Origin of the sequence: Mycobacterium sp. (genome assembly GCF_035506235.1) — a bacterium.
In the GTDB taxonomy this organism is placed as follows: Bacteria; Actinomycetota; Actinomycetes; order Mycobacteriales; family Mycobacteriaceae; genus Mycobacterium.
The window spans coordinates 1-22,035 of record NZ_DATJPU010000261.1 but is presented as its reverse complement, the minus strand read 5'-3'; the positions used below and the strand labels follow the sequence as shown (position 1 = coordinate 22,035).

Below are 22,035 nucleotides of genomic sequence, written 5' to 3'. Positions count from 1 at the left end.
GACCAGCAAACAAACAGTGTCGCGTGGGGCCCCGGCCAAACGCCCAGCTAGCGGCTCGCCGAGGATAGGGTGGAACGCGTGCGAGCGTTGATCATCGTCGACGTGCAAAACGACTTCTGCGAGGGCGGCTCGGTGCCGGTTCGCGGCGGGGCGCACCTGGCGTCCGCCATCAACGACTACCTGGCCGGCGAGCCAGGTTACGACCACGTCGTGGCGACGGCGGACTGCCATGTCGACCCGGGTGCTCACTTCTCCGATCATCCGGACTATTCGTCGTCGTGGCCGCCGCACTGCGTCGCGGGCAGCGTCGGTGCGAATTTTCACCCCGACCTGGACACCGGCCCGATCGAGGCCGTATTCCGCAAGGGCGCCTTCGCCGCCGCCTACAGCGGCTTCGAGGGCGTCGACGAAAACGGGACCCCGCTGCTCGAGTGGTTGCGGCGGCGCGGGGTCGAAGCGGTCGACGTGGTCGGCATCGCCACCGACCATTGCGTGCGGCGGACGGCCGAGGATGCGGCGCGGGCCGGCCTGTCCACGCGGGTGCTGGTGGACCTGACCGCGGCCGTGGCGCCGGGCTCGGCCGCGGAGGCCCTGGCGGAGATGCGAAGCGTCGGCATCGAGCTGGTGGGCGGCCACTGATGGTGGTGCCGTTGGACCGGGAGCGCTTGCTCGCCGCGGTGGAGTGTTCGCCGCAGGCGGCCGCCGCCCACGACCGCGCCGGCTGGGTGGGGCTGTTCACCGCCGACGGCCGCGTCGAAGACCCGGTGGGATCCCGCCCGCATCGCGGACACACCCAGATCTGCCGGTTCTACGACACTTTCATCGGTCCGCGCGACATCAAGTTCCATCGCGACCTCGACATCGTGTTCGGCACAGTCGTTCTGCGCGACCTCGAGCTCGAGGTGTCGATGGGCTCCGCCGTGACGATGTATATTCCGGCGATTTTGCGTTACGACCTCCGAGAGGCCAACGGCAGCTGGAAGATTGGCGAATTGCGCGCCTATTGGGAGTTGCCGGCGATGATGCTGCAGTTCCTGCGGACCGGTGCGCGCGCAGCGGCACCGGGCCTGCAGCTGTCGCGTGGTCTGCTGGCCAACCAGGGGCTGCGGGGGACCGTCGGATTCGCCGCCGGCTTTCGGCGGCCCGGCGCGCGGCACAAGAGACTGGCGGAGACGTTCCTCGGCGCCGTCGCGCGGAAGGACCGGTCCGCTCTCCGTACGTTATCCGCAACTGCCCCAATAACTTTAGGCGACAGCGCCCCGCTCGACGTCACCGAGCTCGTCGAACGACTCGACGGGGTCCGCGGGGCCAAGGTCATCGGCGCGGGTTCCACGGTCGCGGTTTCGGTCAACTCGGCCCACGGACGCGGCATCGTGTTCGTCGACGCGGCATGGCCGGGCAACGCGATCGATCGGATCCGCTACTTTCCGGCCTGATCGCGAGTGATTCGCCGAACGTGCACCTGCTGCGAAAAACCGCTTTCGAATTTCGCACTGGGTGCACGCTCGGTGCAGCCACCTCAGCCCGCGATCATCAGCGCCAGTGTGGCCGCGGACAAACACAAGAACGCGCCGGGAAAGGCGATGTTGTAAAGGACGCGCGCCCGCAGGTGCGTAATGACGGCGCCGATGAAGAACAGCACCAGCCCGGCGGCGGCCGCGATTCCCAGCGCCGGCAGGCCGAGCAGCCCCACCACGAGGCCGGCAGCCCCGGCCAGCTTTGCCGCCGCCAGTGGCGGTAACCACGAGCGCGGCACCCCGACCTCGGCCGAGTTCGCCAGGACGAACCCGGCGGGAACGAGGTCCGCCACGGCGATTCCCGCGGTGACGACGGCGGTTGTCAGCGTGATCACGACGTATGCGGTATGCATTTGAGTCAATCCCTTGTCCTACAGGAGTTTCCGCAGCGGCGAGCCGAATGGCCGTGGAGCGCGTTGCGGCGCACAATCGGTAGGGTCATGGTGCTGGTCTCCTTTGCGACAGAGAGTTCGATGGATGCGCTCATCTTCTTGACGACTTTCGCGCAGGAAAGGTGACCATGAACGCACCAAGAGATCTTGCGGATCTCGCGCACCGGTTCGACGCGGACCGGCGACACCTGAGGTCGGTCGCGTATCAGCTGCTCGGCTCGCCGGCCGACGCCGACGACGCGGTGCAGTCGGCCTGGCTGAAGGCCAGCCGGCACGGGTTCGGCGGCGCCGCGGGAATCGACAATCTCACCGGCTGGTTCACGACAATCACCGCCCACGAGGCGATCGACCAGCTTCGGGTGCGCAAGCGGCGCGCCGAGCAGCCGCTCGCCGACCCCGACGAACTCGATCGCCTCGCCGCGACCGCGACGGCGCCCGCGGATGAGTCCGCGCTGCTGGCGGACTCGGTCAGCACCGCGCTGCTGGTCGTCCTGGACCGGCTCTCACCCGCGCAGCGCGTCGCTTTCGTGCTGCACGACGTGTTCGCCATGCCGTTCGAGACGATCGCGGGCCTGCTGGACAGGTCGCCGGCGGCCGCCAAGAAGCTCGCAAGCCGGGCCCGCGGCCGATTGCACGCCGGCCCGCCCATCGAGTCCAGCCGGGCGGCCGAGCACCTCGAGATCGTGGAAGCGTTTCTGGCGGCGTCGCGCGGCGGCGACATCGCCACCCTGCTCGAGTTGCTGGCGCCCGACGTGGTCCGGCGGGTCGACCCGGCGCTGGTCCCCGATGGCGTGCCGGCCGAGCTGCGCGGCGCGCGAAACGTCGCCGAGGAGACCCGCCACTTCACCCGGCGCGCGCAGGCCGGCGCCGTCCTGCTCATCGACGGTGCTCCGGGCGTCGTGATCGCGCCGAGCGGGCGGGCACGGGCCCTCCTGCGGATCGGCGTGGGAGCCGACAACCGCATCCACACCATCGACATCACCGGCGATCCGGACCGCCTGCGCCGGGCCGTTCTCGCGCTGCCGGCCCCGCCATTCCCGCACCACAGCCCGATCGGGTACCAAGGACATCGGAGACAGCCGGCGCGGCCGCCGGCTGCCCCGCAACATCGGGAGCGCCATGCTCGATAGGCCGTTCGGGCGGCGAAGCCTGCTGCGCGGCGCGGGCGCGCTGACGGCGGCGTCGCTGGCCCCCTGGGCCGCCGGCTGCGCCCCCGACGACGACGCGCTGACCTTCTTCTTCGCGGCCAACCCGGACGAGCGGGATCGCAGGATGCGCGTCGTCGAGGAATTCCAGCGCCACCATCCCGACATCAAGGTTCGGGCGGTGTTGTCCGCGCCGGGCGTGATGCAGCAGTTGTCGACGTTCTGCGCCGGCGGGAAGTGCCCCGACGTGCTGATGGCGTGGGAATTGACCTACGCCGAACTCGCCGACCGGGGGGTGTTGCAGGACCTCAACACCATGCTCTCCCGCGATCGAGCCTTCGCGGCGGAACTGAGATCGGACGGCATTCCATCGCTGTATGACACCTTCACGTTCAACGGGGGCCAGTACGCCCTCCCGGAGCAGTGGTCGGGGAACTACCTGTTCTACAACAAGCGGCTTTTCGCCGAGGCCGGTGTGCCCCCGCCACCCACCGCGTGGGAGCGGCCGTGGAGTTTCACCGATTTCCTGGAAACCGCCAAAGCTCTCACCAGGCGGGACGGATCCGGGCGAGCCACGCAGTGGGGTTTCGTCAACCTGTGGTTCTCGTACTACTCGGCCGGGCTGTTCGCCATGAACAACGGGGCGCCGTGGTCCACCCCGCTGACGAACCCGACCCGCTTCAATTTCGGCGACGACGCGTTCATCGAGGCGGTGCAGTTCTACGCCGACCTGTCCAACAAACATCGGGTGGCGCCCGACGCGTCCGAGGTGCAGTCGATGTCCACGTCCGACCTGTTCGCGTCGGGCAAGGCGGCGATCGCGATGGGTGGCCATTGGCGATACCAGACGTTCATCCGCGCCGACGACCTCGATTTCGATGTCACCCCGCTGCCGGTGGGACCGCGCCGGCAGGGGCAGCCCGCCCGCTCGGATATCGGTTGCACCGGACTGGCCATCTCCGCGAGCAGTCAACGCAAGGACCAAGCATGGGAATTCGTGAAATTCGCCACTGGCCCCGTCGGCCAGGCGTTGACCGGTGAATCCACCCTCTTCGTGCCGGTGCTGCGCTCCGCGCTCGACTCAACCGGCTTCGCCGAATCACACCACAGGATCGGCAACCTCAGCGTGCTCACTCAGGGGCCGGCGTATTCGGACGGACTGCCGGTCACCCCGGCGTGGGAAAAGGTCGTCGCGCTGATGGACCGCAGCTTCGGACCCGTGCTGCGCGGGTCCCGGCCGGCGACGTCGCTGACCTCGCTGTCGCCCGCCCTCGACGAGGTGCTGCGCAATCCATGACATCGACCGATACCCGCAACCGTTTCACACGGTCCGGTCCTTGGCGGCGGCGTGCCCGGGCCGGTCGTCTGTTCGTGGCGCCGAACCTGGCGGCGGTCGCGGTGTTCATGATCTTCCCGCTCGTCTTCTCGCTGTATATGAGCTTTCAGAACTGGGACGTGTTCAGGCCGCCAAAGTTCGTGGGCCTGAAGAACTTCAGCGAGCTGTTCACCTCCGACCCGCTGTTTCTCATCGCCATCCGCAACACGGTGATCTTCACCGTCGGCACGGTCGTGCCGAGCATCGTCGTCAGCCTTCTCGTGGCCGGCGTGCTGAACCGGAAAGTCAAGGGCATCGGCATCTTCCGGACCATTGTCTTTCTGCCCCTGGCCATCTCTTCGGTGGTGATGGCGGTCGTCTGGCAGTTCGTCTTCAACACCGACAACGGACTGCTCAACATCATGCTCGGGTGGGTGGGGATCGGCCCGATCCCGTGGCTGGTGGACCCCCACTGGGCCATGGTGTCGCTATGCGTCCTCAGCGTATGGCGCAGCGTGCCCTTCGCCACCGTCATCTTGCTGGCCGCGATGCAAGGAGTCCCCGAAACGGTGTACGAGGCCGCCAAAATCGACGGCGCCGGCGAGATAAGGCAGTTCGTGTTCATCACGGTGCCGCTGATCAAGGGGGCCATGTCGTTCGTGGTGGTCATCTCGATCATCCACGCGTTCCAGGCGTTCGACATGGTGTACGTCCTCAACGGCGCGAACGGCGGGCCGGAAAGTGCGACCTACGTGCTGGGCATCATGCTCTTCCAGCACGCGTTCTCGTTCCTGGAATTCGGCTACGCGTCGGCGCTGGCCTGGGTGATGTTCGCGATCCTGCTCGTCTTGACCGTGGTGCAGCTGCGCCTCACGCGTCAACGTTCGTTGGGGGCTTCCGGTGGTCTCGGCTGAGCGGGTGTTCACCCGCAACGTCTTTCGCGGCGTCGTGGTCTATACGGCGCTGCTCGCGATCGCGTGGTGCTGGCTCTTCCCGATCGCCTGGGCGGTGTCCGGCTCGTTGAAGAGGGAGGGCGAGGTCACCGAGCCGAAGCTGTTGCCGGCGCATCCGCAGTGGTCGAACTACACCGAGGTTTTCTCGCTGATGCCGTTCTGGCGCATGTTCTTCAACACCGTGCTGTATGCCGGGTGCGTCACGGCCGGGCAGGTCTTCTTCTGTTCCCTGGCCGGATATGCGTTCGCGCGGCTGCAGTTTCGCGGTCGCGACACGCTGTTCGTGTTGTACCTGGGCACCCTGATGGTGCCGCTGACCGTCACGGTCATCCCGCAGTTCATCCTGATGCGGACCCTCGGCTGGGTGGACACGCCGTGGGCGATGATCGTGCCGGGTCTGTTCGGCAGCGCGTTCGGCACCTACCTCATGCGGCAGTTCTTCCGAACGCTGCCCACCGATCTCGAGGAGGCGGCAATCCTGGACGGTTGCTCGCCGTGGCAGATCTACTGGCGGATCCTGCTGCCGCACGCGCGACCGGCGGTGCTGGTGCTCGCGGTGCTCACCTGGGTCAACGTGTGGAACGACTTTCTCTGGCCGTTGCTGATGCTGCAACGCGACAGCCTCGCGACCCTGACACTGGGCCTGGTTCGGCTGCGGGGCGAATACGTGGCGCGCTGGCCGGTGATCATGGCGACCTCCATGCTGATCATGGTGCCGCTCGTCATCATCTACGCCGTCGCGCAGCGCTCCTTCGTCCGCGGCATCGCCGTCACCGGGATGAACGGATAGCCGTGGCCTCGGTGAGTTTCCAGCAGGCGACGCGGCGCTACCCGGGGGCGGATCGCCCCGCGTTGGACGGCCTCGACCTGGACGTGGCGGATGGCGAGTTCGTCGTTCTGGTCGGACCATCCGGATGCGGCAAGACGACCTCCCTGCGGATGGTGGCCGGACTGGAAACGCTGGATTCCGGCCGCATCCGCATCGGGGACCGTGACGTCACCAACGTCGATCCGAAGGATCGCGACGTCGCGATGGTGTTTCAGAATTACGCGCTGTACCCGCACATGACCGTGGCGCAGAATATGGGCTTCGCGCTGAAGATCGCCAAAACCCCGAAGGCCGAGATCCGCGAGCAGGTGCTGGCCGCGGCCAAACTGCTTGACCTGCAACCCTACCTGGATCGCAAACCCAAAGACCTTTCCGGCGGACAGCGCCAGCGGGTGGCGATGGGCCGCGCGATCGTGCGCCGCCCGCAGGTGTTCCTGATGGACGAGCCGCTGTCCAATCTCGACGCCAAACTCCGGGTGCAGACCCGCAACCAGATCGCCGCGCTGCAGCGCCGGCTCGGAACCACCACGGTCTACGTCACCCACGACCAGGTGGAGGCGATGACCATGGGGGACCGCGTCGCCGTGCTGTGCGACGGCGTGCTGCAACAGTTCGCGACGCCACGCGAGCTCTACCGCAACCCGGACAATGTCTTCGTCGCGGGATTCATCGGTTCGCCGGCGATGAACCTGTTCACCCTGCCGATAGCGGACTCCTCGGTGTCGCTGGGGGACTGGCCGATCGCGCTTCCGCGTGAGATGGCCGGCGCCGCAAGCGAGGTCGTGGTCGGGGTGCGACCCGAGCACTTCGAACTGGGCGGGCTCGGGGTCGAGATGGAGGTCGACGTCGTCGAGGAGCTCGGCGCGGACGCCTACCTCTACGGTCGAATCACCGGCTCGGGCAAGGTGATCAGTCAGCCCGTCGTCGCCCGCGCCGACGGGCGTCACCCACCGGAAAAGGGCAGCCGGGTGCGCCTGCATCCCGAACCCGGGCACTTGCACTTCTTCGGCACGGACGGGCGCCGAATTTCTTGAGGGTCTTCCCGAACGCGGAGTTGTGGGCCGCCGGAGGTTGACTTCGCCCGAGGCTACCCGCGCGCGCATCCAATCGCATGCAGCCGACGTTGCACGCGATCGATGTCTTCCTGTGAGGGCAGCTCGTTGGTGACGCGGGTGATCGCCACCCCGACATCGGTGGTGCTGATCGGCGGACACCGGCGCGTGATCAGTTCTCTTGTGATGGTGGTGATCTCGTCGTTGGATACGCGCCGGCGCGACAAAGCGGCAAGCGGCACGTACCCGGTAACCGGCATGCCGGTGGGGTAACCGGCGCGCACGAAAGCGACAATGCTCGACACCCAATGGGACAGGTCCATACGTCCACCTCGCTCACCGCCACACGCTGTGGATTAGCGGCAGTTAGCAACCTAGCAGTGGTGACGTCATCAGCCCGGTAAGGCCACGCAGTTACTCACGACTAATTTATGGATTTTTCAGACTTGCCCACGAATTCTTAAGGCTTTACCGGCTGTGAACCACCACAGGTCCGAGGCGCAAACAATGTGATCCGGCGACAATGACGGGACTCGCTGTGAGCGATTCACCGCCTTTGGTGGTTTTTCTTGTGTTGTGGGACAATGACGGCGCCAGGCCGGTTCGCGATGATACTTCTGTAACCGGAATCGGCTGAGGGAGTTCCCCGATGTCCTACCGAACGCACGCGGCGCAGCTCAACCGCTGATCGAGCGAACGCACTTAGATGCCAGCCAGTGGAGTGGAACGCCAGCGGGTCGACGGTTTCGGCAGGCTCGACGAAGGCATGCGACAGGCCAGCGACTGGTATCTGTGGGGCCCCTATCTGAGCGAACGTCAGTGGGGCACAGTCCGCGAAGACTACAGCGCCGACGGCGACGCTTGGAGCTACCTGCCGCATGACCACGCGCGCTCCCGTGCCTACCGGTGGGGAGAGGACGGCTTGGCCGGCTTCTGCGACATTGAGCAGCGGTTGTGCCTGGCCTTGGCGTTGTGGAACGGTCAAGACCCCATCCTCAAAGAGCGCGCGTTCGGTCTCACCGGCGCCGAAGGCAATCACGGCGAGGACGTGAAAGAGTACTGGTGGTTCCTGGACGCCGTCCCCAGCCATGTCTGGAACACTTGGCGCTACCACTACCCTCAGCGGGCATTCCCATACCAAAGGCTGCTCGACGAGAACCGCCGGCGGGGCAGGTCCGACCTCGAGTACGAGCTCCTTGACACCGGCATATTCGACCACGACCGCTATTGGGTCGTTGACGTGTGTTATGCCAAGAATGACCCCACGGACATCCTGATGTCGATCCGCGTGACCAACGCCGGGCCAGACACCGAGCTTCTCCATGTCCTGCCGACGGCGTGGTTCCGCAACACCTGGTCATGGGAGAGCGGGGCGACCCCACCGAGCCTGGCCGCGACCGGAGCCCGGTTGGTATCCATCGATCACCCGTTCCTCGGCGAGCTCGAGTTGCTGGTGGGGCCTGCTCCGGACGGAGCCGACCCAGGGATGTTGTTCTGCGACAACGAGACGAATGTCGCACGGTTGTACGGCGTTTCGATGCCCACACGCTGGCCCAAGGACGGTATCAACGACCATGTTGTCTTTGGCTCCAAGAGTGTCAACCCTGCGATGCGAGGAACCAAATGCGCTGCCTGGTACCAGGTTTCGGTTGATCCGGCGCAGACCGTTGAGCTACGGTTGCGGCTGCGGCCGGCCGGCTCGCACCAGGACCACGCGGACGCACTGTCCGCCGACTTTACACGCGTGCTGGACCGGTGCCGCGCCGAAGCGGACGAATTCTACGCCGAGCTCACGCCCGTTCAAGCTTCCGACGACGAAGCCTCGATAATGCGTCAGGCGTTCGCCGGCATGCTATGGAGCAAGCAGTTCTACAACTATGACGTCGGGCGCTGGCTCGACGGCGATCCGGCGCAGCCCGCCCCCCCGGCTCGACGACTGCGAGGCCGCAACGCCAAGTGGCGCAGCTTCCAGGCGTTCGACGTGATGTCGATGCCCGACACGTGGGAATATCCGTGGTTTGCAGCGTGGGACTTGGCTTTCCAATGTGTGGCGCTCGTGCATCTCGATCCCACGTTCGCGAAATATCAACTGCTTTTACTGTGCCGTGAGTGGTTCGAGCACCCCACTGGGGCGGTACCCGCCTATGAATGGGACTTCGGCGACGTCAATCCTCCAGTGCTGGCGTGGGCGGCGCTCGAAGTGTTCGCGATCGACGGCGGCCGTGACGTTGACTTCCTGAGCAGTATCTTCGACAAGCTACTGGTGAACTTCACCTGGTGGGTCAACCGCGAAGACTCGAACGGATCGAACTTGTTCGAAGGCGGTTTCATGGGTCTGGATAACATCGGTCCGTTCGACAGGTCGAACCTGCCCGTCCACGGCCTCCTCGAGCAGTCGGACGCCACCGGCTGGATGGCGGCCTACGCGCTGTCCATGGCGACGATCGCCGCGATCCTGCACGGCGTGCGGCAGCGGCCGGCCCTGGACCTGGTTCAGAAGTTCCTCGAGCACTTCGCTGCTATCTCCGAGGCCCTCGAGACCTCTGGCGTCTGGGACGAGCACGACGGAATGTTTTACGACCGCATCGTTCTCAGCGACGGCAACGTGGTGCCCGTGCGGGTGCGCTCGATGGTGGCAATGATCCCACCGCTGGCCGCGGGTGTGGTCAATGAGGAGGCCATCGACCAGACCCTGGTTACAGACAAGAGATTCGCCGACTATCTGCGCCGACACGGCCTCGGCGACACCGACCAAATGACCGCTGCCGGGATACTTCGCGGGGATCCCGGCAAACGGCGGCTTCTGGTCGGCGTCATAGGGCTCGATCGGTTACGGCGGCTGTGCCAAACGCTTTTCGACCCCGATGAGTTTCTGTCACCGTACGGGCTGCGGTCGTTGTCCGCTTTCCACCGCGACCACCCCTATGTTCTCGACATCGAGGACCTGCACGCCACTGTCGATTACGAGCCCGCGGAATCGACCACGGCTATGTTCGGCGGGAATTCGAATTGGCGTGGGCCCGTCTGGTTTCCGTTGAACTACTTGGCGGCATCTGCGCTTGAGCGGTACCACGAGTTCTTCGGAGCCGATTTTACGGTCGAGTACCCCACGGGATCGGGAACCAGCGTCACGCTCGACAAGGTCGCGGCCGACTTGTGGGACCGGCTTGTTTCGCTCTTCGTCGTCGATCCGCGGGGGCGCCGGCCGTGCTTCGGCGCGGTCGACCGGATGCAGACCGACCCGCGGTGGCGGAACAACCTCTTGTTCTTCGAGTACTTTCACGGCGACAACGGGGCCGGCCTGGGCGCCAGCCACCAGACCGGGTGGACCGGGCTCGTCGCGGACGTGATCCGCCGCCGCCACCACGCCCTTCCGAGCGCGTCCGAGGTCATTCAAACTCTTGTGTCTCAAAAGGAGGCATGACGACAGCGAAAATTGTGCCCGGCCGACCCGACCCGCTCGGCGCTACGCCCGACGTGGTGGGGACAAACTTCGCTGTGGCCTCGGGCGGTCACGAGGTGAGCCTGTGCCTCTTCGAGGCCGACGGAGCGGAGACACAGCTGGTGATGCCCGACCGCGACGGCGACGTCTGGCACGGCTTCGTGGCCGGGGTCGGGCCAGGACGGGCCTGTGGATTTCAGGTCAGCGGCCCCTTCGATCCCGGACGCGGGCTTCGTTACAACCCCGCCAAGCTGCTGCTGGACCCTACGCACGCGCAATCGCGGGCGACGTGCGGTTCGGGCCGGAAGTCGTCGCTCATTTGCTGGAAAACCCCTCGGCGCCAAGCCCTCTGGACTCAGCCCAGCACGTCCGGCGGAGCCTGGTTTGTGCCGTGCTGCCGCCCGTCACCATACTTTCTCCGTCCCTGGAAATCTTGTGCTCCGCCTTTGGGAGGCCGTGTGCGACTCGTTCGACCCCACACCAACCGGACACGCTAAACGACAGTTGGAGGTCGGACCGCGGTCCGCGGTGGTCCTGCGATCTGGCCGTTAGCCAGGTGATGCCCAAGCTTCCTCGGCGTACCGGGCGCGCCCTAACGGCATTTGGCCGCAAGGCTTCCTAGTATTGCCGGGTGGTTGATCGCTATGGAACCTTTGGAATCCAAGTCCTCGCCGCAGACCAGCGCAAGCCCCGCTCGACCGAGTACCCGGCCGAGGCCGGCCTGGTGGTCGAGGACGTGGAGACCGGCTACGTCGGCGCGGTGGTGCGGGTCGAATACGGTCGCGTCGACCTGGAGGACCGGCACGGCCATATTCGCGGCTTTCCGCTCGGCCCAGGGTTTTTGCTCGAGGGACGCCCGGTGATCCTCACCGCGCCGCGCCGTTCGGCGCCCGCTGCCACGGGCAGGACGGCGTCCGGCTCGGTCGCGGTACCCGGAGGGCGTGCCCGCGTCGCGCGGGCCAGCCGGATCTATGTCGAGGGCCGCCACGACGCCGAACTGATCGCACAGGTGTGGGGAGCCGACCTGCGCATCGAGGGCGTGGTCGTCGAGCACCTCGGCGGCATAGACGATCTGGTGAGCATCGTGGCCGAATTTCGACCCGGTCCCGGTCGCCGGCTCGGGGTCCTCGTCGACCACCTCGTCGCGGGTTCGAAGGAGGAACGAATCGCCGAGGCGGTTCGACGGGGGCCGGGCGGCCCCGACACCCTCGTCGTCGGTCATCCCTATGTCGACATCTGGGAGGCGGTCAAGCCGCAGCGGCTCGGCCTGCCGGCCTGGCCGACCGTCCCGCGGCACCTGGAGTGGAAGCACGGTGCCTGCTCGGCGCTGGGCCTGCCGCACGCCAACCAGGCGGACATCGCCCGGGCCTGGCAGAGAATCCGCTCGAGGGTGCGCGACTGGAACGATCTGGAACCGGCACTCATTGGCCGCGTAGAAGAACTCATCGACTTCGTGACGCAACCGCCCGGGCCCTGAAAGGAGTGCCCATTCGACGCACTTTCCCGCGACCAGCGAGTGACGCGGCGGTTACATCCCGCGGAACTTAACGGCCCCAACGGGTTCCACACAGCCCTATGTCCCCAGGAGTTGAGGACTAAAGCCTCACGACCGATGGGCCACCGCCCGATAGCGTCGCTGGTGACGAAGGGAGAACATAAATGTCGACACCTACTCAGGGTCTGGGCATCGTCGTCGCGGTCGACGGCTCGCCGGCAGCAAATGCCGCCGCGTGCTGGGCGGCCCGCGAGGCGGTGATGAGAAACGTTCCATTGACCGTCGTCCACGCGGTGGCGACGCCCACCGCGACCTATCCGCCGGTCCCGTACCCCGAGTCCCTGGCGATACGGCTCGAGGACGACGGCAAGAAGGCCATCATGCACGCGGTCAAGATCGCCGAGGACGCGATGCCGGCGGACGCGAAGATCACCGTCGGCCGGGAATTGGTGTATTCCGCCCCCGCGCCGGCGCTGATCAAAATGTCCGACGAGGCGGAAATGATCGTCGTGGGCACCTCCGGGCGGGGATTGCTGGCCCGCGGCGTGCTCGGCTCGGTCAGCTCGACCGTGGTGCGGCACGCGAATTGTCCGGTCGCCGTCGTCCACGACGAAGATCAACCCGACCGGCCTGACGCACCCGTGCTCGTCGGGATCGACGGCTCGCCGATCTCCGAACGCGCGACGGAGCTCGCGTTCGACGAAGCCTCTCGTCGCGGGGTCGACCTCGTTGCCCTGCACGCCTGGAGCGACGTCACGACCGAAGTTCCGTACCTGGATTGGGCGACGGTGGAGGAGGAGGCGCAGCGCAGCCTCGCCGAGAGCCTGGCGGGCTGGCGGGAACGCTACCCGGACGTGACGGTGCATCGACGGGTCTTCCGCGACCGGCCGGCGCGACACCTCATCGAGGAGGCGGCGTCCGCCCAGCTCGTCGTCCTGGGCAGTCATGGCAGGGGAGGTCTGACGGGCATGCTGCTGGGCTCGGTGAGCAACACCGTCCTGCACTCCGTCCATATACCGGTGATCGTCGCCAGGCCCTCGCCGCCGGAAGAGGAGGAGTAGTCGCTCGGCGACTTAAACGGCGTGTAGGACGGTGCCGGTCCAGGCGCATAACGCCGCAACGTCGCGCCCGGCGCGCATGACCGTACGGTCCGGGCGCACCATCGCTGAGGTGGCGCGGCCCCGGCGCAGCCACGCGTCAAGCGCACTGCCGGGTTCGGTGGTCACGACGACGACGCCACGCCGATGGAGTAGTTCCTGCTCGGCAGCGCCGGGCTGAGAAGCGGTGATCAGCGCGAAGCCGGTGCCGATCAGGTCGTCGAGCCGTTGACCATTGGGCAGCAACGGGTTTGGGCACAGCGTGCCGGCAAGCTGGCGCGGGCGAGGCGACTTGCACACCAGCGCGGAGGCGTGTAGCGGCGGGGTGGTCGAGTCGACCACCTTGTCGCGCAGCCCCGGGATCATCCGCAGCCGGGGCAGCAGCAGGCGGCGGGCCGCATCGCCCACTCGACCGCCGCCGGTCATCGCCCACCCGACGCCCAGCGCCAGCCGGATCATGTGGCGCGTGTGCGGCTTGCGCTCGCGCTCATAGGTGTCGAGGACGTCCGCCGAGAGGGCGCCGTTGTGGACGCCCGCGATCTTCCAGGCCAGGTTGGCCGCATCCCGCATCCCCGCCCCCATTCCCTGGCCGATGAACGGGGGAGTGAGGTGTGCCGCGTCGCCGAGGATGAAGATGTTCCCGCGGCGCCAGTGGTCGGCGATCTGCGCGCGGAAGGTGTACTCGGCAACCCGCAGCAGTCGCAATTCGCTATCGGCGACGCCGGCGATCCAGGGGGCGATCAGTGGCCGCAACGCGTCCAGGGTGCCGAAGTCGTCGGCGGTTTCGCCCTCCAGCAACCGGAACTCCCACCGGTAACGGCCCGGTCCGATGCGCATGTAGGTGCCCGCGCGAACCGGGTCACACACCTGGTGCACGCCCTCCCATTGCCGGAGATCGGCGTCGCAGGCGACGTCGGCGACCAGCCAGCGCTGCTCGAATCTCAAATCCCCCATGGCCGAACCGATCTGCGCGCGCACCAGGCTGTTGGCGCCGTCACAGCCCAGCAGGTAGTCGGTGTCGATCTGTTGCACGCAGCCATCGGAGCGATCGGTGAAGGTGACGCGCACGCCGTTCTCGCCCTCGGTCAGCCAGGTGACCTCGGCGTCCCCACGTAACTGGGCGTTCGGGTACCGCTTGAGGTTCGCGCGCAGCAGCGCCTCGAATTCCGGTTGGTCGAACATGTTGGCCTGCGGGAAACCGTTCGGGCTGAGGGCGGGGTCGCGGTGAAACTCGGCAAGCACGCGGGACTGTCCGGATCGGTTGTCGACCAGCCGCAATCCCAGTGTGGGCCACGAAGTCGCGGCGAACTCGTCGGCGAAGCCGAGGCGGGCGACGATTCGGTAGATCTCGTCGTCGAGGTGCACGGCCCGTGGCTGCGGGTACACCCCCGGCCAGCGGTCGAGGATGAGGCACTCGACCCCGCGCTGCGCCAGCAGCGTGGCGGCGGTGATGCCGGTCGGTCCGGCGCCGACAATGACGACCGGGACATGCCGAATTGCGTTGGCGTTCACGCGAATCGGACCTTGGCGCGCTGGGTTCCGAGATCGATGGCGCCGTCATCGGTGGCCACCGATGCCTCCACGACGTCGCCGTCCTGCAGGTAGTCCCGGTTGCCGGCCTGGCGCGAGAAGAACATCTTCCACTTCACCGCCGGTGGCAAGAGGTTTCCGATGATCTGCATCGGTTTGGGCGGGGCGCTCAGCGCGGTGCCGACCGGGGTGCCCGTGAGAATCAGATCGCCCGGGGCGAGCTCCTGGAACTGGGTGAGCGACTGCAGCGCCTCCAACGGCCGGTACAGCATGTCGCCCTCGACGAGCGCGTTTTGCCGCTCGCGGCCGTTCACGCTCAGGCGCAGCCGCAGATCGCCGAAGCGCTTCAGTTCGTCGGCCGTCAGCAGGACCAGTTCGGGCCCGACCGGCGTGAACGTCGGGTAGGACTTGGCCTCGTAGAACTGGGTCTGCGGAAGCTGGATGTCACGCGCCGAAACATCGTTGGTGACGACGAGACCGGCGATGTAGTCGGCGAGGTTGGCGTCGGAAATCGTTGTGCCGATGGGGATTTGCCGCCCGATGACCAACCCGATCTCCACCTCGTAGTCGAGGAGCTTGACGTGTGCGGGCTTGACGATGTCGTCGAACGGGCCGTTGATCGACGCCGACGCCTTACGAAAGAACGTGAGCGGAACCGTCCCCGGGTCCATGCCCGCATCCCTGACGTGCGACGCGAAGTTGGTCATCTGCGCCACCACCCGGCACGGCCTGGTGACCGGTGAGACCAGCTTGAGGCTGTCCACGTCGACGGTGTCGGCACTGGCGGCGGCCGCCCGGATCGCGGCGTCCAATGCCGTCCGGTCGCTCAGCAGCCCGGCGGTAGTGGTGGCGACGGTGTCGATTTTTGCGGCTCCGTTGGGGGTCTTGAGCCACCAGGAGTCGGCGGTGTGCAGCACGGAAACGTTCATGAGGTAGGCACTTTCAGTAGGCCGACGAGGCGGTTGACATCGAATTCGTTACTTGCGCGCAACGCGCTGATCATCGAAACCAACTCGTGCCGAGCCGATTTCACGTCCAAGCCGAGGAAGTCCTTCGTCGCCGGCGGCCCCCACTGGGCCAGACCGGACGCGGTGAACGGCGCCCAGCCGGGCTCGACGGTGTTATCGAACAGGTCACCGTCGGCGAAATGCTCGACGAGGAAACCATCGGGATCGCGCCAGTAGTCGAAGATCTGGCTGCCCTGGATGTGCCTGCCGATGCCCCACGACCGGCGGTATCCGCGCTCCCCGAGGTATTCGCCGCCGGCGGCCAGCGCGTCGAGGTCGCTGACTTGGTATGCGGAGTGCACGTAACGGTTGGCCGGACCCAGCGCCATGGCCAGCGTGTGGTGGTCGGCTGGGGTAGAACCGCGATCGCAGCGGATGAAGCTCATGGTCGGCCCGCGCTGGCGCTGGCCCGGGAAGAACAGGAAGTCGCTGACGATCATCCCGAGGTTGTCCAGATACCAGTTCAGCGCCTCGAGGTACTTGGTCGACTGCATCACCAGGTGACCCAGCCGCTCCACCCGCGCCGGCACCCGCGGGGGCCGCTGGCCGACGTTGGTGCGCCGCACCTCGCCGCCGAAGTTGAAAGCATGGGGCCGCTGGCCCGGCAGCTCGGGCAGCTCGTGCATGCCGGCGACGACGCGGACCGGTGTGCCGCTGGGGTCGGTCAGATTGACCGCCAGGCCGCCGATGGTTTCGGGCAGCGGCCGCACGGCAGCGCCGGACTTGTCGGCCAGCCGCAGCACGTCGGCCTCATCGCCTGCCTGGAACGCCACGCCGGCGAATCGCGTCTGCGGCCCCCGGCGCAGGATCACGCACGGACCGCCCGCGCGGGTGCCGCGCAAGTGCAGTTCGTCGGGCAGGTGCCGCGCCGTCTGGAAGCCGAAGGCCTGGGCGAACGCCTCGGCGCGCGTGAGGTCGGGCTTTTCGAACTCCAGCCACGCGAGGTCGGCCACTTTGATGACCGGATTGCGGGACCGGCCGGGGTGCTCGCCCCGCAGCGCGCCCTTTTCGCTGTGCAGATCTTGGTGGGCGTTTTTCGTCAGGTTCATCGCCATCTCCAAACTAACTGACGAAATCGTCACATACGGGATGGCACTTGGTCAAGAGGTGCTGACGAAATCATCAGAAGTGAGGCATACTGCTAAAGATGAGCGCGATGCCTGAGGGCGCGGAGTCGCCCAGCCGGTTGGAACGGCGGAAACAGCGCACCCGAGCGGCGCTGATCGGTGCCGCGCAGCGGCTGATCGCCGAGGGAAAGGTCAACGTGCCCGTCCTGGAGATCACCCGGGTGGCCGACGTCGGGATGGGATCGTTCTACAACCACTTCGACAGCAAGGAGCAGTTGTTCGAGGCGGCGGTCGCCGACGTGCTCGATGCGTACGGGGCGATGCTGGACCGGCTCACCGAGTCGATCGACGACCCGGCGGAAACGTTCGCCACCAGTTTCCGAATGACCGGCCGCCTGTTTCGTAGCCGCCCGCAGGAAAGCGACATCTTGCTGGCCAACGGGCTCGCACTGTTGTCGTCCGATCGCGGCCTGGCTCCGCGGGCATTGCGCGACATCAAGGCCGGCGTCGACGCCGGGCGGTTCACGGTCGACGACCCCGAACTTGCCCTCGCCGTGGCCGGTGGCGCGCTGTTGGGGCTCGGAAAGCTGCTGCGTGACGACCCGGATCGCGACGACGCGCGGGCCGCGGACGGCATCACCGAAAGCGTACTGCGCCTGTTTGGGCTGAGCGCCGACGAGGCGCACGCGGTCTGCCAGCGGCCGCTGCCCGACGACGCGTTCGCCCAGCCCTAGCGATGCCGGGTGTCCGTGGACCACAGGGTGGCGCAGCCCGGGCATTGCAGGTTGACCCGCGTCGCCTGATTGCTCAGCAGGTACTGCCAATGCGCGCCGCAGTTGCGCCGGCTTTGGCACTCCGCACATCTGTTGCGGCCCCAACTGCAATTCGGGCACGTCAGCCAGGCGCGGCGGGATGGATCGGCCTGTGGATGAATGGGAAACGCGACGGGCACAGTTAGCCTTCCTATCGATTACAGTTAGGTTAGCCTACCCAAATTGCCGCGTCCAAAACGGTGTGAGCCAAGGCTGCCGGGTACCCCGCCCGGCGATCGGCAATCGGCCGAAGATCAGCGCGACGGCGCGGGCGCGACGGCTGACACGATGCGGGCAACCAGCTCGCCGCCGCGACTGACCTCGATCGTCTGCCCCGCCGCGACTCGGTCGAAATAGCGACCCGCGCGCTTGCGCAGCTCGTCGAGCTCGATTCGCCGACCACCGTCGGCCGCGCGGCGGGTCGTGCCGGGGTCGCCGGCCGAAACGATCCGCGCCAGCAGCCTGCCGCCGCGGACGACGTTGATGGTCTCCCCGGCCGCGACCCGGTCGAAGCACCGCCCGGCTCGCGTTCGCAGTTCGTCGAGCCCGACCCACCCGCCGGCCACCGGTGCCGCGTCGTTGACCGATCGGGCCGGGATGGGAGCCACCCTCCAGTCGCCGACGGACACGATTTGTGCCACCAGCTTGCCCCGGCGGACGACGTCGATCGTCTCGCCGGCGGCAACGCGCTCGAGATACGCGCACGCGTCGCTCCGGAGTTGGCCCAGGCCAATCACTTCGCGCATTTCGCTCCGATTCGGGGCGCTCAAGGCGTGGCGCCCGTTTCGCTCGTGCCCAGTATATGACTGTACGTGCGGTCAGTGTCAACGGCGCGCGTGCTCGGACGGCGAGCTGCTTCACGGTAACGCGAAAAGCGTTGCACACCAGTGTGATTGACGCGCCAGCGGCTTTCAGCGGGGCGGGGCCAGCATGTCCTTCCATCCGTCGTCGCCCGTTCTGGTGGAATTATCGACCGCGTACCTGACGCCGTCGGGCCCCACCAGTTCGCCGCTCTGGGGGCTGTAAACGGCCGCGGGCGGTCCGTTCGGGGTGTAGACGCAGGGGTTCGGCTGTTGCCCATTGCACTGGACCGTCCCCGATCCCGGCCGCTGCAGCACATCGCTGACGGGGGGCGGCGTGCCCGCGACCCGGTCGGAGGGCGCCGGGTTGAGCCCATTGTCGACCGACGGCGCGGGCATCACCTGCCCCGGTTTCACCGGTTGGTCGCAGCGCGCCGCCGGCGCCGGACAGGTCAGGATCTGGTTGGGGTCGCCGTACCACGGGTTGGTGCCCGACGGAACGTACGGATTGGGGTCGCGGCACTCCCGCGGCGTCGCGGCGCGTTTACCGGGGACGTCGACACAGGGCAGGTTGCGCGCCCCGCGCACGGCGTTGGCCGGAGCGTCCTGCGGGATCCTGCAATACGTCCCGGACGGCATGGGCGCCAGGCTGGTGTCGGCCGGAGAACGCCACTCGGGCGCCGGGAGGAACCCGGTCAGACACGGCGGGGGCTGATTGATCGTCAGCGAGGTGCCGAGCGCCGCGTAGCCCGGGAAAGGCGTCGTCACCGTTTGGCCTTCCGCGGCGCCCTGCGGATAGGCGACCAGCAATTGCTCGACGCCCTTGTGGTAGCGCTTCAGCAGGTCCAGCACGATCTCGAGATTCGCCAGTGTCTGCGGCAGCGATTCGCGGACATCGCCGAACACCGCGTTGACCTGATCGGCGGTCGGCGCCGCCTGCGTCAGGATGCTTTGCACGTGCCGGTCGTTGCCCGCGCTCTGCGCGGCCAGGATGTCCAGGTTGTGTGACCAGCGCTCAATCGAGTCACTCGAGTCGACCTGGCTGTCGATGATCGGACCGGAGTTCTGGATGACGTCGTTGACATCTTGGATGTTGGTCTTGAAATCGCCGGCGATCGCCTGCGTCGCATCGACCAGTCGTTGCAGTGCGGGCCCCAATCCGCCTACGGCTTGGGCTGTTTCGTCAAGCAGCGAGGCGATCTTGTCCTTGGGCAGCGCGGCCAACCCGCGGTTGGCGGCATCCAGCGCCGGCCCGATATCGGTGGGCACGGTGCCCTTGGTGATCGTCTGTCCCGGCAAGAAGTATTTGCCCGGGTTGCCGGGCGACACCAGGTCCAGGTACTGCTCGCCGACCGCCGACACCGAATGCACGTTCGCCGTCGCGTCAATCGGGATCTTGAAGCGGTCGGCGATGCGCATGATCACCCGCGCGCCCGTCTCGGTCGGCTCGACGGCGGTGACCGTGCCGATGGTTTCACCGCGATAAGCCACGTTGGCCGTCTCGTACAGACCGCCCGCCGCGGGCAGGTCCGCGTTGAGCGTGTACTGGCCGATCCCTGCCGCGGTGGGAATCTGCAGGTAGTACCCGCCCAGCGCGACCGCGGTGATCAAGCTCAGGATGCCAAACAGGATCAGCTGGCGCTTGACGAAGGGGGTCAGCATTGCCTGTCCGCCCTTTCCACCAGCGGCCCGCCCGGGGCGTCGTTCGGGTTCGGCGTGTAACGGACGTCGGGGATCATCGTCTCGGGGTCGCGCCCCCACGATTGCTCGAGCGCGCGCAGCGCTCCGGAGAATCCCGTCCCGGTGAGGACCGCGTTGTCGACGGAGCTGAGGGTCAGGTCCAGCGTCAGCGACAGGTTGAAGTAGTCGCCGCGAAACGCCTTCGGCACGGCGTCGATGTCGAACGGCCGGACGAGGATCAGCTTGAGCGCGCGGATCAGATACTGCGAGGCACGGCCGAGTTCGCGCAACGGGCACTGCAGCGACACCAGGTCCCGGTGCAGGTCGCCGCGCGAGGCGGACAGGTATTGGTCCGCGACCTGGCTGAGCCGTCCCGTCGCGTCAACCGCGTCGATCAGGAGGTTCTGCTTGTCGGCGAAATGCTTGAGCAGTGGCGGGAATTCGGTGAGGACTCGATCGAGGACGTCCGAGCGGGGACCCACGTACGCCAACAGCCGGTTGGTGGAATCGATGGCTCGGGTGATGTCATCGCGTTGCTCGTCGAGTCGGGCGGTGAAGGTGTCCAGCTTGCCGAGGAAGGCACGGATCTGGTCGGCCCGCCCGTTCACGATGTTGTAGACCTCGTTCTGCAGCGTTTCGAGGTTGGGGATGCCGCCCCCGCGCAAGATCATGGCGAGACTGGCCAGCGTCTGCTCGGTCGTGGGATAAGCGGACGCGTTTTTCAGCGGGATGGTGTCGCCCTGCTTGAGCAGCTCCGGGGACGGGTTGGGCGGCGCGGCCAGCTCGATGTGCTGAGAACCCAGGAGGCTCGTCTGCCCGATCTTGGCGGTCGCGTTCCTGGGCAGCTTGACGCCCTTGTCCAGGCGCAGTGTCAGCGTCGCGACCCAATTTTTCAGACTGATCGCGCGCACCGTGCCGACGAACACATCGGCCACCCGCACCCGGCTGTTGTCGTTGAGGGCCAGCGTGTCTGGCATCTGCACGTAGATCGTGTAGGAGCCGGGCCCGCTGCCCGGGCCGCCCGGCATCGGCACATTGGCGATTCCGTGCCACTTCGCGCACGACGTCAGCGCCACGGCGGCCGCCAGCAGAGCCAACCCCTTCCGGGCCCGAATAGCCAAGGCGCGCCTCATGATCCGGCTCCCGTCGAGGCGGCCGCCTGCGCTGGCGTCGGTGCGACGGGTCCGGGGACCACACCCGGCCCGGGTGGCGGCGGCGGGATGGGGACCTGCGGGGCCCGCACGCCGATGGGTGGCAACACGGGGTACTCGTCGTACGCGTTCGGCGGTCCCGGTGGTGTCTGCAGCCCCGGCGGCGGGGGTGCGGCGTCCGGGCCGCCCATCAGTTCGGCCAGTGAGTCGGCGGTCAGCAGGCCGCTAGTGATCGGCCCCACCTGGGTGCCCTGCATGCCCGGCGCGACGACCCAGCCCGGCTGGGTGTTGCGGTGCGACAACGGGGTGTCGGGCACCCAGATCCCTGGGACCGTGGTGTCCTTGTACCCGTTCGGCGGCTGCAGCCGGGGCTCGGAGTAGGCGACCTCCTTGGGCAGCGTCTCCGCGGTGCTGAACAGGTTCAGCCCGAACGGCAGGTAGTTGAACTTGATCGCGTCCAGGATGGGGCCCAGGTATTCCGCGCACAGTTCGGCGGACTCTTGATACCCCAGCCGGCTGCCGGCCTGGATCGAGCTGCAGATGAACTGCATCGGGTTGGAGAAGGTGATCGCGGGAATGGCGACGACCGAGCCGTGCGACGGGTGATAGATCTGGTTGATGTTCGCCGCGGCGGTGGGCACCACGTGCAGCGCGGTTTCCAGGCCGTTCAGCGGATCCGGTTGCAGGATCGTGTTGGTCAGATCGGCCAGGTTGTTGACGTCCTGAGTCAGCACCCCGCGGTTCTGCTGGA

Annotated in this window: 20 protein-coding genes and 1 pseudogene; 12 read left to right on the top strand and 9 right to left on the bottom strand. The window is 67.1% G+C overall.

The features are described 5' to 3' along the window. Positions 1 to 78 precede the first annotated feature (78 nt). Together pncA and VMD50_RS24425 are read left to right on the top strand one after the other, a co-directional pair. Positions 79 to 639, top strand: a complete 561-nt coding sequence (pncA, locus tag VMD50_RS24430; RefSeq protein WP_325431597.1) for a pyrazinamidase PncA — start codon at positions 79 to 81, stop codon at positions 637 to 639. Continuing rightward, positions 639 to 1,436 carry a ketosteroid isomerase family protein gene (locus VMD50_RS24425; RefSeq protein ID WP_325431595.1) on the top strand — a complete coding sequence of 266 codons (798 nt, stop codon included), beginning with the start codon at positions 639 to 641 and terminating at the stop codon, positions 1,434 to 1,436. Before pncA ends, VMD50_RS24425 begins: the two co-directional genes overlap by 1 nt. An 83-nt stretch (positions 1,437 to 1,519) precedes the next feature. On the opposite strand, the gene VMD50_RS24420 is transcribed toward VMD50_RS24425, so the two are convergent. Beyond that, the gene (locus VMD50_RS24420) at positions 1,520 to 1,870 is read right to left on the bottom strand and encodes a DoxX family protein (protein ID WP_325431593.1); all 351 of its coding nucleotides are present in this window, start codon (positions 1,868 to 1,870) and stop codon (positions 1,520 to 1,522) included. A gap of 167 nt (positions 1,871 to 2,037) precedes the next feature. On the opposite strand from VMD50_RS24420, the gene VMD50_RS24415 reads away from it, so the two are divergent. From VMD50_RS24415 to VMD50_RS24395, 5 genes are read left to right on the top strand one after another with little or no spacing between them, the layout of a single operon-like run. Further along, positions 2,038 to 3,039 carry a sigma-70 family RNA polymerase sigma factor gene (locus VMD50_RS24415; RefSeq protein WP_325431591.1) on the top strand — a complete coding sequence of 334 codons (1,002 nt, stop codon included), beginning with the start codon at positions 2,038 to 2,040 and terminating at the stop codon, positions 3,037 to 3,039. Continuing rightward, positions 3,029 to 4,351, top strand: coding sequence for an ABC transporter substrate-binding protein (locus tag VMD50_RS24410; RefSeq protein WP_325431589.1), 1,323 nt, complete (start codon positions 3,029 to 3,031; stop codon positions 4,349 to 4,351). Before VMD50_RS24415 ends, VMD50_RS24410 begins: the two co-directional genes overlap by 11 nt. Then, entirely contained in the window at positions 4,348 to 5,283 is a 936-nt protein-coding gene (locus VMD50_RS24405) for a carbohydrate ABC transporter permease (RefSeq protein ID WP_325431587.1), read from the top strand. Before VMD50_RS24410 ends, VMD50_RS24405 begins: the two co-directional genes overlap by 4 nt. A gap of 4 nt (positions 5,284 to 5,287) precedes the next feature. Continuing rightward, the gene (locus tag VMD50_RS24400; RefSeq protein WP_414686161.1) at positions 5,288 to 6,112 is read left to right on the top strand and encodes a carbohydrate ABC transporter permease; all 825 of its coding nucleotides are present in this window, start codon (positions 5,288 to 5,290) and stop codon (positions 6,110 to 6,112) included. A gap of 2 nt (positions 6,113 to 6,114) precedes the next feature. Beyond that, the gene (locus tag VMD50_RS24395; RefSeq protein ID WP_325431583.1) at positions 6,115 to 7,185 is read left to right on the top strand and encodes an ABC transporter ATP-binding protein; all 1,071 of its coding nucleotides are present in this window, start codon (positions 6,115 to 6,117) and stop codon (positions 7,183 to 7,185) included. A 53-nt stretch (positions 7,186 to 7,238) separates the two neighbouring features. Here the strand turns inward: VMD50_RS24395 and VMD50_RS24390 are convergent, their stop codons facing one another. Then, positions 7,239 to 7,526, bottom strand: a complete 288-nt coding sequence (locus tag VMD50_RS24390) for a DUF3349 domain-containing protein (protein WP_325431581.1) — start codon at positions 7,524 to 7,526, stop codon at positions 7,239 to 7,241. 383 nt (positions 7,527 to 7,909) lie between these two features. Here VMD50_RS24390 and VMD50_RS24385 point away from each other — a divergent pair, with 383 nt between their 5' ends. The 4 genes from VMD50_RS24385 (at position 7,910) to VMD50_RS24375 (ending at position 13,201) form a co-directional block, all read left to right on the top strand. Continuing rightward, entirely contained in the window at positions 7,910 to 10,627 is a 2,718-nt protein-coding gene (locus tag VMD50_RS24385; protein WP_325431579.1) for an MGH1-like glycoside hydrolase domain-containing protein, read from the top strand. Next, positions 10,624 to 11,142, top strand: coding sequence for a hypothetical protein (locus VMD50_RS29930; RefSeq protein WP_414686159.1), 519 nt, complete (start codon positions 10,624 to 10,626; stop codon positions 11,140 to 11,142). Before VMD50_RS24385 ends, VMD50_RS29930 begins: the two co-directional genes overlap by 4 nt. 134 nt (positions 11,143 to 11,276) lie before the next feature. Next, a complete protein-coding gene (locus tag VMD50_RS24380) occupies positions 11,277 to 12,122 on the top strand; it encodes a DUF3097 domain-containing protein (protein WP_325431577.1) in 846 nt (281 codons plus the stop codon). 182 nt (positions 12,123 to 12,304) lie between these two features. Beyond that, positions 12,305 to 13,201 carry a universal stress protein gene (locus tag VMD50_RS24375; protein ID WP_325431575.1) on the top strand — a complete coding sequence of 299 codons (897 nt, stop codon included), beginning with the start codon at positions 12,305 to 12,307 and terminating at the stop codon, positions 13,199 to 13,201. A 12-nt stretch (positions 13,202 to 13,213) separates the two neighbouring features. Here VMD50_RS24375 and mhpA read toward each other — a convergent pair whose 3' ends face one another. Genes mhpA through VMD50_RS24360 form a run of 3 tightly spaced genes read right to left on the bottom strand, consistent with a single transcriptional unit; the run spans position 13,214 to position 16,823 of the window. Continuing rightward, positions 13,214 to 14,749, bottom strand: coding sequence for a bifunctional 3-(3-hydroxy-phenyl)propionate/3-hydroxycinnamic acid hydroxylase MhpA (gene mhpA, locus VMD50_RS24370; RefSeq protein WP_325431573.1), 1,536 nt, complete (start codon positions 14,747 to 14,749; stop codon positions 13,214 to 13,216). Further along, entirely contained in the window at positions 14,746 to 15,696 is a 951-nt protein-coding gene (locus VMD50_RS24365; protein ID WP_325431571.1) for a fumarylacetoacetate hydrolase family protein, read from the bottom strand. The genes mhpA and VMD50_RS24365 overlap by 4 nt, the downstream gene beginning before the upstream one ends. Continuing rightward, positions 15,693 to 16,823: a VOC family protein gene (locus tag VMD50_RS24360; protein ID WP_325431569.1), complete on the bottom strand. Its 1,131-nt coding sequence runs from the start codon at positions 16,821 to 16,823 to the stop codon at positions 15,693 to 15,695. The genes VMD50_RS24365 and VMD50_RS24360 overlap by 4 nt, the downstream gene beginning before the upstream one ends. A gap of 98 nt (positions 16,824 to 16,921) precedes the next feature. On the opposite strand from VMD50_RS24360, the gene VMD50_RS24355 reads away from it, so the two are divergent. Next, entirely contained in the window at positions 16,922 to 17,575 is a 654-nt protein-coding gene (locus tag VMD50_RS24355) for a TetR/AcrR family transcriptional regulator (RefSeq protein ID WP_414686158.1), read from the top strand. A 332-nt stretch (positions 17,576 to 17,907) separates the two neighbouring features. Here VMD50_RS24355 and VMD50_RS24350 read toward each other — a convergent pair whose 3' ends face one another. From VMD50_RS24350 to VMD50_RS24335, 4 genes and pseudogenes are all read right to left on the bottom strand, one after another. Then, entirely contained in the window at positions 17,908 to 18,399 is a 492-nt protein-coding gene (locus VMD50_RS24350; RefSeq protein WP_325431567.1) for a type II toxin-antitoxin system Phd/YefM family antitoxin, read from the bottom strand. 165 nt (positions 18,400 to 18,564) lie between these two features. Next, positions 18,565 to 20,115 (bottom strand): MCE family protein, encoded by a 1,551-nt coding sequence (locus tag VMD50_RS24345; RefSeq protein ID WP_325431565.1) that lies wholly within the window; start codon positions 20,113 to 20,115, stop codon positions 18,565 to 18,567. Beyond that, positions 20,109 to 21,266, bottom strand: a complete 1,158-nt coding sequence (locus VMD50_RS24340) for a virulence factor Mce family protein (protein WP_325431564.1) — start codon at positions 21,264 to 21,266, stop codon at positions 20,109 to 20,111. The genes VMD50_RS24345 and VMD50_RS24340 overlap by 7 nt, the downstream gene beginning before the upstream one ends. Next, positions 21,263 to 22,035, bottom strand: a pseudogene (locus tag VMD50_RS24335) (mammalian cell entry protein); the annotation flags it as partial. The gene VMD50_RS24340 and the pseudogene VMD50_RS24335, both read right to left, overlap by 4 nt.

Bases quoted from the DNA above. Each gene is read 5' to 3' on its own strand.
- VMD50_RS24390 (WP_325431581.1), bottom strand. From the start codon at position 7,526: ATGGACCTGTCCCATTGGGTGTCGAGCATTGTCGCTTTCGTGCGCGCC.
- VMD50_RS24405 (WP_325431587.1), top strand. From the start codon at position 4,348: ATGACATCGACCGATACCCGCAACCGTTTCACACGGTCCGGTCCTTGG.
- VMD50_RS24365 (WP_325431571.1), bottom strand. From the start codon at position 15,696: ATGAACGTTTCCGTGCTGCACACCGCCGACTCCTGGTGGCTCAAGACC.
- VMD50_RS29930 (WP_414686159.1), top strand. From the start codon at position 10,624: ATGACGACAGCGAAAATTGTGCCCGGCCGACCCGACCCGCTCGGCGCT.
- VMD50_RS24425 (WP_325431595.1), top strand. From the start codon at position 639: ATGGTGGTGCCGTTGGACCGGGAGCGCTTGCTCGCCGCGGTGGAGTGT.
- VMD50_RS24340 (WP_325431564.1), bottom strand. From the start codon at position 21,266: ATGAGGCGCGCCTTGGCTATTCGGGCCCGGAAGGGGTTGGCTCTGCTG.
- VMD50_RS24350 (WP_325431567.1), bottom strand. From the start codon at position 18,399: ATGCGCGAAGTGATTGGCCTGGGCCAACTCCGGAGCGACGCGTGCGCG.
- VMD50_RS24375 (WP_325431575.1), top strand. From the start codon at position 12,305: ATGTCGACACCTACTCAGGGTCTGGGCATCGTCGTCGCGGTCGACGGC.
- VMD50_RS24420 (WP_325431593.1), bottom strand. From the start codon at position 1,870: ATGCATACCGCATACGTCGTGATCACGCTGACAACCGCCGTCGTCACC.
- VMD50_RS24345 (WP_325431565.1), bottom strand. From the start codon at position 20,115: ATGCTGACCCCCTTCGTCAAGCGCCAGCTGATCCTGTTTGGCATCCTG.
- VMD50_RS24415 (WP_325431591.1), top strand. From the start codon at position 2,038: ATGAACGCACCAAGAGATCTTGCGGATCTCGCGCACCGGTTCGACGCG.
- VMD50_RS24410 (WP_325431589.1), top strand. From the start codon at position 3,029: ATGCTCGATAGGCCGTTCGGGCGGCGAAGCCTGCTGCGCGGCGCGGGC.
- VMD50_RS24355 (WP_414686158.1), top strand. From the start codon at position 16,922: ATGAGCGCGATGCCTGAGGGCGCGGAGTCGCCCAGCCGGTTGGAACGG.
- VMD50_RS24385 (WP_325431579.1), top strand. From the start codon at position 7,910: ATGCCAGCCAGTGGAGTGGAACGCCAGCGGGTCGACGGTTTCGGCAGG.
- VMD50_RS24360 (WP_325431569.1), bottom strand. From the start codon at position 16,823: ATGAACCTGACGAAAAACGCCCACCAAGATCTGCACAGCGAAAAGGGC.